Genomic DNA, 14989 nt, shown 5'->3' on the forward strand with positions numbered 1-14989 from the left:
AGATAATGTTGAGGTTCTCCTATCGTAGCTCAAACCCAGCGCGGTTCAAACTAGCTAAACGTCTTGCTATTGGGGGATTTTTTGTTGCTAGTTTTTTGGGTAACGAGCACAATTAACAGATCCTCATTTTCATCATAATTTTGGATGTCTTCATGGCTTTTCCGCGACTCCGTTTAATTGGGTGTGTTGGCTTGGCGGTATTGCTGTACGCAGCCAATTTTCAGAAAGCCTGTCTGGCGGAAGAAAAGCGTTTGAATGTCTTGTTCATCGCCGTCGACGACATGAACAACGATCTCGGCTGCTATGGCAACACCCAGGTTCATAGCCCCAATATCGATCGTCTGGCCAAAGCGGGAACTTGCTTCGATAGGGCGTACTGCCAGTTTCCCTTGTGTTCACCAAGTCGCACTTCGATCATGACCGGTTTGCGGCCTGATACGACCAAGGTCTTCGATTTGAAGAAGCACTTTCGGGAAGTGATTCCCGAGGTCATGACGTTGCCCCAGGCTTTTGAGAAACAAGGTTATTTCACGGCACGCGTGGGCAAAATCTACCACTATGGCAACCCAGGGCAAATCGGGACCAACGGGCTTGATGACGATGCTTCCTGGCAAACACGTATCAATCCAAGCGGACGTGACAAGCAAGAAGAGAATCTGATCGTCAATCACACGCCTAAGCGTGGTTTGGGAAGTTCGCTTAGTTTTTTGGCGGCCGAGGGAACCGATGAAGAGCAGACCGACGGCATGGTCGCTACCGAAACGATTCGCTTGCTGGAAGAAAACAAAGATAAACCGTTTTTCATCGCTGCTGGTTTCTATCGGCCGCATTGTCCTTATGTGGCGCCCAAAAAGTATTTTGACCTGTATCCCATGCAGGAAGTACCTCGATGGAAGAACGACTTTCCAGAAGTCGATACGGCACCAGAACTGGCGTTCGCCTCGAATAAGCCTTGGCCTTGGTTGGGGGCTAATTCACAGCAGTTGCAAGAAGCCCAGCAAGCTTATTGGGCAACGATCTCTTTCGTCGACGCCCAGGTTGGCCGCTTGTTGGATGCGCTCGATCGGCTCGACTTGCAAGAGAATACGGTGGTCGTCTTTTGGAGCGATCACGGTTATCACTTTGGTGATCATGGCCTTGTGATGAAACAAAGCCTGTTTGAACGCAGCGCCCGTGTGCCGCTTATCGTGGTAGCTCCTGGCCAAAAGGAAAAGGGTACGCACTCTGGCCGAACGGTGGAGCTCGTCGATCTGTATCCGACGCTTACGCAATTATGTGCCGTTGAGGCTCCCTCAGGCTTACCTGGCGAGAGCCTTGTTCCGCTGCTTGATAACCCCGCGGCCACATGGAACAAGCCTGCGATTACCCAAACGCGGCGCAATAAGAATCGTATGGGCTATAGTCTGCGAAACGAACGTTATCGCCTGGTGACTTGGGGAGAAGGTCAGCACCAGCTTTACGATTACAACACCGATCCCAACGAAAAGAACAATCTTGCCAATAGTCCTCAGCATGCCCAACTGTTAGAGCAGTTGATGGCCGAACTTAACCAACGATTGAAGTAGTTTTACTTTGCCCGCCTAATTCTTGGCCTTGTGTTCGCAACATTTGGCATGCTATCTGCTGTATAGGGATTTCCAATTTGAGAAACCCTATTCCTCCAAGGAGCAACAACCATGGGTATTCTATCGTGGATTATTTTCGGCCTAATCGCGGGTGCGTTAGCTAAGTTTCTGTTTCCAGGAAGAGATCCTGGTGGCTGCATTGTGACCATTCTGATCGGAATTGGTGGCGCCATGGTGGGTGGTTTTATTGCCACCGGCATGGGGTACGGCGATGTTTCCGGTTTTAATTTATGGAGCTTCTTTATCGCCATCTTGGGATCGATGATTCTGCTGGCGATCTATCGAGCGTTTGCTGGTGGCTCGCGCGAAGAACTTTAACGCAAGCGTCTAGTCAGCAAGCTGAAGGGATTACTTCAGCTTGCTGGACTCGACCTTAGGAAGTTCGCAATCTTCTCTTGAATTTCATCGCGCACGCGGAGAAACTTGGGGAGCTTTTCGTCGTCGGTCCCGGTGGCATCTGCAGGATCGTCGAACGGCCAGTGAAGCGTTTCTTTTGCCCCGGGATAAACGGGGCACGTCTCTTTCGCGTTGTCGCAAACGGTAACCACCAAATCAAACGGTTGCTGCTGAAACTCCTGGGCCGATTTGCTCTGGTAAGCAGAAATATCGATACCAATTTCCTGCATCGCGCGAATCGCCAGGGGATGGACATATCCGGAAGGTTTTGAGCCTGCCGAGTGGGCTTCCCAGTTGCCTTGGCCTAGCTTCGCCCACAAGGCTTCTGCCATTTGCGAGCGACAAGAGTTGCCGGTGCAGAGAATCAAGACGCACTTCATGAATTATCCTCGCTGGGATTCGGGGAGGTGCCGTCCGAGGTAGCGGTGCCGTAGAGAGCGAAATGAATCGGCACAGCAAACAGGGCTCCGGCTGTCGTAGCCGTTAGGTATAGCCATAAGAACTCGAGATGTCCACTGACCAACGCCGGTCCCAAAGAGCGAGCTGGGTTCATCGAGGCGCCACAAATCGGGCCAGCAAACATGGCTTCTAAAGCGACCAGGCCGCCAATAGCTGCACCGGCCATGATTCCTTTTTCTTTGGCGCCGGTCGAGATGTTTAAAACAATAAACATTAGTAAGAATGTAAGAATGAACTCGAGTACAAAAGATTTCCACCAAGGGCCGTTCGGCAAGGTGGCACCGAGAGTGTCGTGCTCGAAGAACAGGATCTTAAGCACCACGCAAGCGGCAATCGCGCCGAGGCATTGGGCAACGATGTAAGGCACAACTTCTTTGAGCGGGAAACGCTTGCTCGCCCAAAATCCCAAGGTAACAGCTGGGTTTATGTGGGCCCCAGAGATTTCGCCTAGGGCGTAGATCATCACCATGACGATCAAGCCAAACGTCAAAGCGATTCCCACATGAGTGATTGAGCCCCCTTGCAGCTGGTTAATGACAATGGCACCGCAGCCTGAAAAGACCAACGCAAAAGTGCCGATCACTTCCGCTAGATAGCGTCGCATAAACTAATTCTCCGTAGCGAAAAGCGGGGTAGTTTTTCTTGTACACCCTGGGGCCCGAATGGTTGCCGTCGAAACGTAGCGCCCGCGACTAATCTTTGTAGAAAGCGAAGTCGCGGCTTAGTCACCGGCGATGGTATTGGCGGCGAGGAGGGAGTTATTTCAGGCAAAGGTGAACGGTTGGTAGCAGCGCAATATATCCCTGCCTGCTGGGCATCGCAACTAGACCACAGAGACGGATCCTGGTTGCAACCTTTTACCTTGAAAACACTTACTGTTTGGTGCAGACAATTTATCGATGCCCTTTGTGGTGCGTGGCAAAAGGGGTGGATGTTTGGCTGCCATGTTTAGGCCCAATCGCCAGCCTGGCTCCGTTTTTCTGGTGGACGGAAAATGCAAGGAATATGTCAAGTTTAACGGCTGTAGCGACGATGAAAGATCAAGTGCCGATATGGTTTGTCTTGGTTTGCGCGCGGAAAGTTTTCTCTCACTATGACAGCATTCAACAGTGAAGCGGTTGCTCTTGTTAAAGCGGCAAGCGAAGCGACCGCCGTCGAAGCGGCAGATGCGTTTTCTCGCGCGTTCGATAAGAAAATTCAGCTCCACGTCGGTGAGGGATCGCCGCTAGATCCGAGCACCGATTTGGGAAACTGGTCGAAAGCTGGCTTGGCGATCCTGTTGAATGTCGAGTCGGAAGCCGCCCTGCTGATGATTACCGAAGAAAGCGGACTTCTGCCTAGTTGGTATAGCAGCCCTGACCCGACCGGCGAAAGCAAGCTGGCCACGCTTGCTCAGGAACTCGGAATGACTCTTCTGCCGGAAGAGTTCATGGCGATGGAGTTTGAAGTCAAAGCGGCCGCCGATCTTGGATCGGTTTGTCTGCATGGAATCTTGGGCGAGTCCCCCGCGAAAATGCCTATCCAACTGGAAGGCGAACATGGCCAGCAGGAGGCCTTGTTGGTGTGGCCCCTAACGCAGCCAAAATCGGCCTTGGTAGGTGCGGCGGCACCGGTGGCGGAGGAAAACGAAAGACAGCCTTCTGCTGAGGCTCCGGCGGCCTCGAAGGCTCAGTCCTCACAGCCACCTGCAGGGCGGGGGCGGATTTCCGATTTCAAAGAACTGCCTGGCTATTGTCGCAGTTTGCTGCACATCGAAGTGCCCATTCGGGTGATCCTGGCTGAGAAGAAGATGAAGGTTCACGACATCGTGAACATCGGTATTGGCTCGATTATTCAGTTCGATAAATCGTGCGAGGATACGCTCGATGTCGAAATTGGCCGACAGAAAATCGCCGAAGGGGAAGCGGTGAAAGTGGGGGATAAGTTCGGTGTTCGGGTAACGAATATCACGATGCCAGAAGAACGCTACATTGCCCTCAAGGCACGCAAGCGAGTTCGCTAGATCGTGCTGGCAATGCTGGCGTGTTTCTTAGCCACTGGGACTACTTAGCACAAAACCCACGCCGGATATACCACTTCCAGCGATAAAGCTAACGCTGTTTATTCTGCGCAACCGATGGACAGAAAAGTGTGTAGCCCCACTAATTGCGCGGAAACGTGCCCCTGATAGTTGTTTCTTCCGCAGGGTAATTGAGATGCTAGTAGTTCTTAGCGATTTACATCTTACCGACGGTACTAGTTGCGAAACTCTGGATCCTGGGGCATTTCAGATTTTCTGTGAACGCTTGCAAGACTTGGCCGTGCGTGCGTCGTGGCGTAGTGATGGGCGTTACGAGCCAATTCCCAGTATCGACATTGTATTGCTGGGTGATGTCTTTGATGTCATGCGTTCTTCGCGGTGGCTGATCGATGGTCCGAAGCCTTGGCTGACGCAACCGAATCAGGAATTCGCGGATCGCGTTCAGGCGATCGTGTCCGGTATTGTGCAGCGTAACTCCGCGACGACGTCGATTTTGAAAGGGCTTAGCCAACGGCAAACGATTCGCGTGCCGGGCGGCACTAGTAGCGGCAAGCCAGCCTACGAAGACCGTCTGCAAGCGGTGCCGGTGCGTTTGCATTACATGGTGGGGGATGTCGATTGGCCGCTCCATTTGCCTACCCCTGAGATGAATCGTGTCCGCAGAAAGATCATCGACGCGCTGGGCTTAGCCAATACCGACGGAGTTCCCTTCCCGCACGAACCGCGCGAAGATGCTCACCTGAATCTGACACTCCGCCAGCATCGCGTTTTCGCCCGGCATGGGGATGCCTTCGACAATCTTAGTTTCAGCGGACATCGCGATCGGGCCAGTTTGAACGACTTGCTCTTGGTCGAAGGGCTGATGCCGTTTCGCTTTGAATTGCAACATGGTTTGGCTGAACAGTTGCCTGCCTCGGCCCAGCTAGGTATTCAGGAACTCGATCATGTGCGTCCCTTAGTGATGGCGCCGCTTTGCCTCCGCCAGATGATGCAGGTCTCGTGTCCGGTCACTTCGCTACAGTTTGAAATCAAGAACTGCTGGGATCGCACGGTCGACAAGTTGATGCCACTAATTCATCAGGTCGATCGCTTTCAGTCTTTGGGTATTCGTAATCTCGACGCGTTGGATTCGCTGCTGAAATTTCGTGAGCAAGACGACGAGCAGTGGGGCACACGGATGCTCGATTGGCTACGTCACCAGGCTTTGGGAAAATCGAATTCGTTATCTAAGTTTGCGATGGACGAGGCTGAATTCCGAAATCGTCGTGCGAAGCATATCGTATTTGGGCATACGCACATGGACGAAACCGTGCCATTGGATGCCAGCTTCGCCGATGGCTATGTGCTGAGTCAGTTGTATTTCAACAGCGGAACGTGGCGACGTGTTTACATGCCGACTCGCGGAACCGATGGCTGGCGTGAATTTCTGCCGGCGGAAAAAATGACCTATCTGACGTTCTATCGCGATGACGAGCGACAAGGTGCACCGTACGAAGTTTGGAACGGGGTCCTGGGTACGGCACCTTCCCCGATCCGGCGAATTCGTATCGATGCGCCCCACGGGATAGCGGCTCCGATGGCGCGGCCATTCTTCGACGAGGAATCGCGGCCAGAGAAGAAGTCGACAACCCGAGGAGGGCATTCTATTCCTGCTCCCCCTCCGTTAGTTCCGGAACATCGAGCAAAAACAGTTCGGATTTCTTCTGATTCCGTGCGTCCTTAATGTTGGCTGGCTCCCTTTGCGGCAACCCACAAGTAAACGGGAGCCTACATCGGGAAGTAATCTAGTAGACTATTTCCAGGGGCAGACTTGTCGGGTTAATCGTCTCGCTTTTTGGACTGATTCTGACATGTCACAAGCCATCGTAGTACAGACGACCACAGGTTCTCGGGCCGACGCGGAACAGCTCGCTGAAATCCTTGTGCTGCATTCTCTGGCCGGTTGTGTTCAAATCACCGGTCCGATTACATCTGTCTATCGATGGAAAGACGCGGTTCAGAAAGACGAGGAATTCCTGCTTTCGATCAAAACAACAGAGCAGGCATTCACGCCATTGGCCGAACTGATTCGCAAGCACCATCGCTATGAGGTTCCCGAGATTATCGCGCTGCCCATCGCCTACGGGTCGAGCGAATATCTGGCGTGGTTAGCGGAACAGATCACTACGGAATAATTAGTCCAGTCATGCTTCGCTTTAATGTCGCCGTACATGCGCGCCCCCGCTCGTTGCATTTGGGCCCCATCGTTGCCGTACAGGGTCTGCGTTTGCAGACACTTTCGGTTTCGCCGATGGTTTTGGGAGAGCCCATGGGAGCCTCGTTTGAAGCGGCCCAGTCCTATCTCAACAAACTACCACGCATGTACTTCGAACCCGATGGATCATTCGTATGGGTAGGTGAGACTGGCGACGTTGCGCCCTGGCAAGTCGATGGTGTCGCATACGATCGCAACGGCAGGTTGCATTCGGTAGAAATGCGTGGTCAGTGTCCCGAACGAAATTTTGACACGTTGTTGAGCGGCTTTGGCTGGCCAGGGACCGATCTTATCTTTCAACTTGCCGACGAAGCTCTCTTCGTCGACGAAGGAGAATTCCGACGCTTTGTAACGATTGTTTAGCGAGGTCGGAATAGTTCCTGCAAACCGCGGTTGATCCCTTCTTGAAGGGCTCCTTGGGCTGCGTTATTCAGCATGCCTCGCGCGATGTTCTCTAACGCCTGGCTATCGATCTTGGGGTTTTGCATCGATCCGCTAACCGGGATCGAAACCGCAGTGCCACGCATGGTCGCCAGCCATGGTGCCTTTTGCACCCAGGCATCTTTGATCGGAATAGAGATCATCAATTGCATCTGCTGATTCGCATCGACCCAACCCGAGGTCACCATCTGCACATCCCCTGACTGGACGATTAAGTTCTGGTGATAAACACGCCCCTGGACTAGGCGAAAGGGAACTTGCTGGGCGGGCAGTGTCAGTAAGGAAGCAGCCCCTTGATCGATCGCGGATGCTGGTTTTCCTTTTACCAACGCTTCGACATTGCGTCCCAGTGCCACATACCCTTGGGCCAACGGCCCAGATCGCACCTCGGCGCCATGAATGTTGAGCACTCCACTAGCTTCCCCTTGCATCGGATCGAGCACCGGGAATTGACCCGCTTCGATATCGAGAGAGAACCTTCCTTCTACGCGTGTCGCATCTGCCAAAATAGGAGCGACATACCGTAGCCAGCCTTGGCACATTTGCGGCGTGATAGCCACATTATCAATCATCCGACCCCGTGGCAGTTGCCACATCATCGGTGTCGAATTAACAAGCAATTGGCTGCGAAACGCTAGTTGGCCTCCGCTGATTTCAGGGCTATCGGCCACGAGTTGCACGACACCTTGTTGCAAGCGAGCATTCACGTTGGTTTCGCCAGTCGGAATTCCGTATAAGTTGGCTTGCTTCCACGAGAGTTCGCTATTGGCTTGCCAGGTAGGCGATAAGACATAGTTTCCATCGGCGGATGGATCGGCGGGCCAAATCGGACCAGACCATTGGAAACGAGAAGCTTGTTGGCCTTGGATCGACACTTGAGGACCAAGCAAGGCGGCTAGCAGCGGAGACAGTTTACTCCAGTCGTAGTTGGCTTGCCCGTCGAGGGAAATGTTTCCGGTGGTTGAAAGCTGGCTGATGCCTCCTTGCAGGGCAAGGCTTAGCGCCGAAGATTGAATCTGGCAGGTATGAATCGCCAACGAGTCTTCTTGCTGGTTCAAGCTAATCGATTGCGAGTAAGACAGGTTCGGTTCATGCCAACGCACAAACGGCTGACTTGCTGCGGCGGGTTGGATAGGGACGACTGCTGCCGGTGGGGTCGTGGTCGGCACACGCACTTCCCAGTTGGCAATCTGGCCATCGTTTTGCACCGTCAATCCTTGCTCACGTTTGGCCAAGGTCATCGTGCCGGCCATTTCTCCGGCAACTTGGGTTGTGCCGAGCCACTGCGGGGGCAGTACCCAGTGGACGCCCCGACTTAGATCAACTCGGTAAGCCAATTGACCGGAAGCGGTGCCTGTGTTGCCCAGAGGAACCGCAAGATCCGTGGCTCTGGCCGAAACCGTGGTACCCATCACAACGAACTGGGGAGCTGAAAACTGATTCGACTTCCAGTCGATCTTGGCGTTGCCTTCGACCTTCAATTGGTTCTCATAGATCTGTGTCAGGGGGCCGACCAATGCGAAGTCGTTGACGTTGATGTTGACCCCTTCCAGGTCCCACTGATTCTCCGCGAGGTTTAGTTTCGCAAGTACATATCCGTTGCCACCAAGCTGGAACTCTCCGAGCCCGTAGGCAAGTTGCACCTGAGCCCAAATTGGTTCGATCGGTCCTTCCAGTTGAACCTTAATCGGCCACACCGAATGGGGCCCAAGCGAGATTGCCCCTGATGTTTGAGCGGTAACCGTAGTTTGTCCTGTCTTCAGCATCGCGATAGCGGATTCGATTTGCTGAACTTGGCCAGCGTTACAAAGCAGCGAGGTTTGTAGCTGCGCTTGCAAGCTCGATTCGGTGAGCAGCCGACGGGAGCCTTGCGACCACAGAACGTCGGTTCCGTTGGTTTGAGCATTCAAGGCAATGCGACCACTTCCTTGGTTTTGGATTTGGAGCGATCCCCGCAGGATGCCAGCGAACTGGTTCCCCTTCAGATCGATGAACTGCGATAGATCAGAGACGAGGCGGTTGCCGTCAAGCTGAAAGTTGACGTTGGTGTCGTTGCCATTGGTCCGCCCTTCGGCTGTGAGGAAGGAGGAGCGACAGGCGATTGTATTGAGGTTGAGTTCCCCGCCTGGCATGGTGACGACAAAAGAGGTTTCCAGGGGCTGCTGCCACTGGGCTTGTCGTCCGTTAACCGTAGCCACGATGTTCGAGACGACCGCATCCCCTTTCACCGTCGGGACACCGGTGTCGACTTCGTTTGCTAGTGTGACCGTAACACGCCCTTCGTTCAGGTTAACACCATCGCGAATCTGAAGTAGTTCCGGAAAGGCATTGGCTAAGCGAGCCAGGTCGGCCGTGCCGCGTAGTTCCCATGGTTCTGCTCCCAGCATGTTGGGCGAGGAAGCACTTGGTGAGTTCGCCGTGGTCAGCAAAACGGCCGGAATGTTGCCATTGGCCAGCACTTGGCCCCAGTCGGTTGTTACGGTGAACTGACGTGCCACAATTTGGTTGCCGGAAAGTGCGATCTCGCCGGTGGCACGCAAGGTACCGTTGTTCCAGCCGGTGCCTCGCGCCGAGTTCTGCATGCGCACGTCGACGCCGGTGGCTTCCAGGTTGCACCGCATTGCGGGCCCTGTCGATGTCGACACCAAGTCGATTTGCCCGTTCAATTCACCCTGCATCGTGCAAGGCTCGCCGAAGCGTCGGCTCAATAATTCCATGACACCAAGCGGCATGTTTTTGGTAGCCAAGGTAAATTGCGTATCGCCAACTTCGCTGGGAAGGGTCCCCTTCCCTTGCAAGACGCCAACTTGCTGCCGATCGAGGAGGCTGGCCGAAAAGCTACACTCTGCTGGAATGCTGGGATTACGCCAATCGATATCGGTTGAGACATCTTCCAGCGTCCAAGTACGAGCCGTATCGCCGTCAGTCAGTTGGACGGTCGCTTCCCTGACCACTATCCGGAATTTGCGAGTCGAGGAAGCCGCTGCAGTGGCAGACTCATCATCCACCTCCGGCTCGCTGGCTGGCGGTAAGAGTTGTTCGAGATTGCTTGTTCCCTCGCGTACCACCACGTTGGCAGTCGCTCGCGTGATCTCGATCGTGCCTAGATCGCTGGAGTTGGTGATCAAACTCAGCAAGGACTTGCTCATGCGAATCGAAGGGATCTCGGCGATCGGTTTTCCGGCAGAATCCACGACACGCACGTCGTTGAGTACAACCGGCGAGAACCAGCCCAGCGAGGCCGAGCCGACAACTACCTGAGCGTTGATTCCCGTAGTCGCTTGAGAAACACCCCAGCCTAGCAGAGGAGTGCGCGCGACGATCGTGGGGAACATAAGAGCCAGCAAGATCAGCCCAGCGAGAATCGCCAGGGGACGCCATTTCGACCAGCCGCTTGTCGGGCCGCTGGACGTCGATTCGTTTGTGGAATCCCGCTCCGTGGGATGTTTCTTCATCGCTCTCACCTTGATTCGCAGATCCGTGCGCGCATCTTTCCGAGAGATTTGTATCGCATCGCGAATTCTCAAGCCAGAGCGACTTGCGTGCTAGCATGGGTGCTCCTTATTGGAGGCACACATGCTCTTGGTTCGCAAAGATAGCCTAAAAAAGCTCGTGGGCTTTCATGCTGGTACTCAATGCAGCCGTAGCAATTAGTTAGGCTGCGCCTCGTTTAGGACTTTTTTTTTCCGCCACATCCTCACGGGCCTTCTCTTCTGGAACGCCCAAAGCTGCTGCTACGCCAGGCGCAGTGCGGATGTGTAGATCGCGTTGCGGGAAGGCGATTTCAATTTTCGCATCTCGGAACGCGAGATCGATTTGAGTATGCAGATCGGTGATTACGGCCAAACGGTTTTCGAGGTTAGGCAGAAAACCCCTCAGCACGAGATCGAGCGTGCTGTCGCCAAAACCTTCAAAAGTGGCCGATGGGGCTGGATCTTTCAGCAGGTATTGGTTCTTTTCTGCAATCTCTAACAAGATACGACGAGCTTCTTCGGTGTTGGTTCCGTAGGCGACGCCCACGTTAATTACCACGCGGTTAATCGTATCGGTCAGCGTCCAGTTGAGCAGACGCCCGGTGATGAATTCTTTGTTCGGAACCACATATTCTTTGCGGTCCCAGTTGGTAATCGAAGTGGCGCGGATGCGGATTCGTGAAACAACGCCGGTTACGTCATGAATCGTTACGATATCTCCCACACGAATCGGGCGTTCGAACAGGATGATAATTCCGGCCACGAAGTTGGCGAACATCTCCTGCAAGCCAAACGCCAAACCAAACGTTAGCGCGGTGGCCAGCCATTGAATTTGTGACCACTGCAAGCCGAGCGTTGAAAAGGCCCACACAACACCCAACATGACGATCCCGTAGCTGGTTAGCGACGTGATTGCATACCGCACCGAAGGCTCTAGCGGCAGCCGCTGCAGGACGGCCATCTCCATCACGCCAGGAACGTCGCGGGCAAACACTAAAGTTAGTACTAGAATCAGCCCAGCAAAAGCGATCGTTAGAATCGTAATCTTTCGTACGTTCTTGGGGGTGGTCATCAGCGAGATAGTATCGGCGGTAGGTGATTGGGCATTTTGGCTTTCACCTTCCTTGGCTTCCTCGTTGGTTTCCTGTTTGGGGATGCCTGTCATCGCGTTGGAGGCATCATCGGAGCCATTGGAAGCGTCGGCAACTTGGCTGTTGGTTTCGATGGTGTAGGAGTAATCGTCTAGCATGCTGAGGGCCGGCATAACCTGGCTCCAAATCAGCCACATGCCCACCAACGCGGCGGTGAACATGCCGGTGGTAAGTAAACGTTGGGTTTGCGCGCTATGAGCTGAAAGCTCGGTCTTGGCTTGTTCGGCGATGATCGCGGTTGACAGTGAGGCGGCTGCTGAGTCGTTGGTTTGAGCGGCGGCTGCGGCAGCCCGTTCGCGGGCCTGGGCAATGCTGAGCCGGCGACGTGCCAGCATAATCCACCGCATGACCGAGGCTCGTATTAACATCAGGCCAAGTACACAGCACAACGTTGCGAATAACCGCCACGAAAGAACTTGAGCGGTATAGTAATAGCCCCAGAAAGCGAGGCCAGCTAAGGCTAACGGCGAGACTACCGCACACCAATACCAGACATACTTTAAGCGATCGAACCAGCCACCTTGGTTGTAAGCGATGTATTCTTGGAAGACACCGGTCGGATGGAGGATACGGCCGAGGAACAACGCCATCATGACCATCTGCAAGATAAAGCAAATTCGCTCGAAGGCGTCGTGTCCATGTGTGGGATCGCTGGCGTAAAAAGCAGACGTGATAAAGGTCAACGGCAATACCGCAGGGGTAAGCCAAGCCATGCTGCGACCGAGCAATCGCAAGGACGATTCTGGCCACTTGAAGTGCGATTCGCCCAAGCCTTTGCCACGACAAATATTACGAATCAATTCCAGCGGAAACCACATGACTGCCGTCCAGAACAAACCATTGCCGACTGCGTTGGCGAAGCCTTGATCGGGGGTAGAGGACATCAGCCGCCAGGCAATAAAAGCCATAAAAGCAGGGTTAATCGCAGACAGCAGTAACGAGTACAAAAGGGCATGAATGGTTGGCATGAAACCGAAGAAGCCAGGCTTCTGAGCCAACTCGCCCAGTTCCCGTAGGTCGTTCTTTAAACGTCCTCGTTTGATGACCAAGGCCAGGAAGAGGGAAACAACCACGACGTATAGCAGCATGTTCCGCTTTACGTCGGACCACAGCGAATTGCCGACTTGGATCCATGCTGCCGGCGAGAGGGCTTCTCTATCGGAGTCGTCCAACTGGATCTCGGTTGCCAGGACGTTGCCACTGCGAATCCACAGCACACGTTCATCGATGAACGCTTGGTATTTTGCGATCAGTTTAGCGATCGTATCCTCGGTGACCTTAAGATCGACCATCTTGTCGATGTAGTTCTGATTGGTCTTAATCAGTTTATCGAGATTAGATTGCTGTTTGTCGAACAGCTCTCGTGCGGCTTCTTCTAATTGATTTCGTTCGACCAAATCCTCGATATCCGACTCGGCCATGACTTGCTGAACGAAGGCTTCCTTATTCATCAGTTCTTTACGGTCGTCTTCGTATTCAAACTGTTTGAATTGAGCTTCGTCGATGCGCGCCTGACTAGCGTCAGCATCCGCACGTAAGGGTACCTTTTCGATGAGCTCGGTACGTTGTTTGCGAAGCAGTACGCCGATCGCGTTGGTTAGGCCCAACTGATCGACTTTCTCTTTGGTCTTGTTGAATTCGGTGCGTAAACTGGTCCATTCTTCGTAGGCGTCGTTATAGCTTTTTTCTGCGTCGGTAAGTTGTTGGGTTACATCTTGAATGGACTCGGCTAGTTCTTGATTGTGTTCGGCATAAGTACGCAGCACCGGCTGAACCATGATCAACTGTTGCCGCGCCTGGCGGACCGCTTCTTCGGCGGCTTGGGCTCGTTTGACCTTGATTTGTTCGGCCATAGCTTTGACTTTTTGCTCTGCCAAAGCCAGGTTTTGCGCGGCTAGATCACGGTCGACCCGAACCATGTCGACAGCATCTTCTGAGTCGTACTTGGCCAGTTCAGCTTCCATGGCGCGGTACTGCATAAAAAGAGCGATCTGCTTGGCGTGCAAATCGGCTTTTAGCGCTTTGGCAACTAAGGGAGCTTCGTCAGCGGGGATTGCTTCTAGCTGTTGGCGAAGTTCTCCGAATTTATTTGGCATGTCGACCATTTGCTGGCGAATTGTCTTGCGTTGATCGGAACGCCGCTTCGGCTCTGCATCGGCTTTCGCTTTGTCGCCGCGAAGATTCGTGATGTCAAGTTCCAGCTTTGCTAAGCTCTGTTCCAGTTCTTGCAAAGACAAATTCGCAAAGGATTCTGGCTTTGTTTTTTGCAGTTCGGCAAGCTGCTTCTTCTTGGCATCAAGCGTTTGCTGAATCACCTCTGGGTTTGTTTCATTGCTAAACGTGGTAACTTTCGTTGCAAGTTCTTGGACTTCTTTTAGCTTGGCGGCAGCATCCTGATAGAGGGCCGCAATTTTTTTCTTCTTCTCCTCGTCGAGATCGGTTGCTTCCTCGGCTTCTTTACGCTGGGATTCAATTTTTTCAAGTGTTAGGTCGTTCGGAGGAGTCGAAGCCAGACCAGGCGTTTGCGCAGCAACAGGCGGGGTTTGGCCCTGCGTGGCAAAGCCACTGTTTTGCGGAACCGAATTGGGGCCGAAGCTAGGTTGATAGGTATCAGGCTGCGGAGCAGTGTTTTGTGGCGGCTGGTTTTGCGGCGGAGCGTTTTGATGGGCGGTAAACTGCGAAGGGGCATACTGCCGTTGCGGAGGTGCAGTTTGTTGTCCTATGGGCTGCGCATATTGCTGCGGCTGCTGAGCCATACGCTGTTGCCCGGGGCCAGCGTTATATGGGGACGGCATGGGGCCGCGATACGGCTGCGCAGGGGTGTCACCACCTTCCACGGTGATCGGGATAGGGCCAGAATATTGCTGAGCGAACACCGGAAATGCGGTCGCAAGCAAGCCAACCAAACCGATTGATACACCCAGAGACAAGCGCGTGATTCGCGTCATTTTTTCTTTCCATTTGCCCGCTGACAATCAAGCCAAAGTGATTGCCCAAACGTCGCTCTAAACCATAGATGCCGTCGTGTCCGCTTCGCGCGAAGCCAAGCCGAACGCCAACGGGCTCGATACGATAGAGGTTGGCTCTAGACCGGTCAATCGAGATAAGACCGGTTTCGTGGCAGCGTTCGGGGGGCTGGTGCTAGCGAGAGCTTGCAGCCGCGAGATCAC

General features: G+C 53.7%; 10 protein-coding genes. 6 read left to right on the plus strand and 4 right to left on the minus strand.

Annotated elements, in window-relative coordinates:
* Nucleotides 1-152: 152 nt before the first annotated feature.
* A complete protein-coding gene (locus DTL42_RS14735) occupies nt 153-1565 on the plus strand; it encodes a sulfatase (RefSeq protein WP_114369492.1) in 1413 nt (470 codons plus the stop codon).
* 111 nt (nt 1566-1676) lie between these two features.
* A complete protein-coding gene (locus DTL42_RS14740) occupies nt 1677-1943 on the plus strand; it encodes a GlsB/YeaQ/YmgE family stress response membrane protein (protein WP_114369493.1) in 267 nt (88 codons plus the stop codon).
* A 35-nt stretch (nt 1944-1978) separates the two neighbouring features.
* Here the strand turns inward: DTL42_RS14740 and DTL42_RS14745 are convergent, their stop codons facing one another.
* Together DTL42_RS14745 and DTL42_RS14750 are read right to left on the minus strand one after the other, a co-directional pair.
* Nucleotides 1979-2401: an arsenate reductase ArsC gene (locus DTL42_RS14745; RefSeq protein ID WP_114369494.1), complete on the minus strand. Its 423-nt coding sequence runs from the start codon at nt 2399-2401 to the stop codon at nt 1979-1981.
* Nucleotides 2398-3084, minus strand: coding sequence for an MIP/aquaporin family protein (locus tag DTL42_RS14750; RefSeq protein ID WP_114369495.1), 687 nt, complete (start codon nt 3082-3084; stop codon nt 2398-2400). Before DTL42_RS14750 ends, DTL42_RS14745 begins: the two co-directional genes overlap by 4 nt.
* 489 nt (nt 3085-3573) lie before the next feature.
* Here DTL42_RS14750 and DTL42_RS14755 point away from each other — a divergent pair, with 489 nt between their 5' ends.
* The 4 genes from DTL42_RS14755 (at nt 3574) to DTL42_RS14770 (ending at nt 7117) form a co-directional block, all read left to right on the plus strand.
* Entirely contained in the window at nt 3574-4482 is a 909-nt protein-coding gene (locus tag DTL42_RS14755) for a FliM/FliN family flagellar motor switch protein (protein ID WP_114369496.1), read from the plus strand.
* Nucleotides 4483-4675: 193 nt separating this feature from the next.
* On the plus strand, nt 4676-6223 hold the full coding sequence (locus DTL42_RS14760; RefSeq protein WP_114369497.1) for a hypothetical protein: 1548 nt from the start codon (nt 4676-4678) through the stop codon (nt 6221-6223).
* A 127-nt stretch (nt 6224-6350) separates the two neighbouring features.
* On the plus strand, nt 6351-6674 hold the full coding sequence (gene cutA / locus DTL42_RS14765; RefSeq protein ID WP_114369498.1) for a divalent-cation tolerance protein CutA: 324 nt from the start codon (nt 6351-6353) through the stop codon (nt 6672-6674).
* A 134-nt stretch (nt 6675-6808) separates the two neighbouring features.
* Nucleotides 6809-7117 (plus strand): hypothetical protein, encoded by a 309-nt coding sequence (locus DTL42_RS14770; protein WP_147274289.1) that lies wholly within the window; start codon nt 6809-6811, stop codon nt 7115-7117.
* Here DTL42_RS14770 and DTL42_RS14775 read toward each other — a convergent pair.
* On the minus strand, nt 7114-10650 hold the full coding sequence (locus tag DTL42_RS14775; protein ID WP_114369500.1) for a hypothetical protein: 3537 nt from the start codon (nt 10648-10650) through the stop codon (nt 7114-7116). The genes DTL42_RS14770 and DTL42_RS14775 overlap by 4 nt on opposite strands.
* Nucleotides 10651-10849: 199 nt before the next feature.
* Nucleotides 10850-14767, minus strand: a complete 3918-nt coding sequence (locus DTL42_RS14780; protein WP_114369501.1) for a mechanosensitive ion channel domain-containing protein — start codon at nt 14765-14767, stop codon at nt 10850-10852.
* Between the last annotated feature and the right edge of the window lie 222 nt (nt 14768-14989).

This window comes from Bremerella cremea (assembly GCF_003335505.1).
Taxonomy (GTDB): Bacteria; Planctomycetota; Planctomycetia; order Pirellulales; family Pirellulaceae; genus Bremerella; species Bremerella cremea_A.

Bases quoted from the DNA above. Each gene is read 5' to 3' on its own strand.
- DTL42_RS14780 (WP_114369501.1), bottom strand. From the start codon at position 14,767: ATGACGCGAATCACGCGCTTGTCTCTGGGTGTATCAATCGGTTTGGTT.
- DTL42_RS14775 (WP_114369500.1), bottom strand. From the start codon at position 10,650: ATGAAGAAACATCCCACGGAGCGGGATTCCACAAACGAATCGACGTCC.
- DTL42_RS14740 (WP_114369493.1), top strand. From the start codon at position 1,677: ATGGGTATTCTATCGTGGATTATTTTCGGCCTAATCGCGGGTGCGTTA.
- DTL42_RS14745 (WP_114369494.1), bottom strand. From the start codon at position 2,401: ATGAAGTGCGTCTTGATTCTCTGCACCGGCAACTCTTGTCGCTCGCAA.
- DTL42_RS14770 (WP_147274289.1), top strand. From the start codon at position 6,809: ATGGGAGCCTCGTTTGAAGCGGCCCAGTCCTATCTCAACAAACTACCA.
- DTL42_RS14735 (WP_114369492.1), top strand. From the start codon at position 153: ATGGCTTTTCCGCGACTCCGTTTAATTGGGTGTGTTGGCTTGGCGGTA.
- DTL42_RS14760 (WP_114369497.1), top strand. From the start codon at position 4,676: ATGCTAGTAGTTCTTAGCGATTTACATCTTACCGACGGTACTAGTTGC.
- DTL42_RS14755 (WP_114369496.1), top strand. From the start codon at position 3,574: ATGACAGCATTCAACAGTGAAGCGGTTGCTCTTGTTAAAGCGGCAAGC.
- DTL42_RS14750 (WP_114369495.1), bottom strand. From the start codon at position 3,084: ATGCGACGCTATCTAGCGGAAGTGATCGGCACTTTTGCGTTGGTCTTT.
- cutA (WP_114369498.1), top strand. From the start codon at position 6,351: ATGTCACAAGCCATCGTAGTACAGACGACCACAGGTTCTCGGGCCGAC.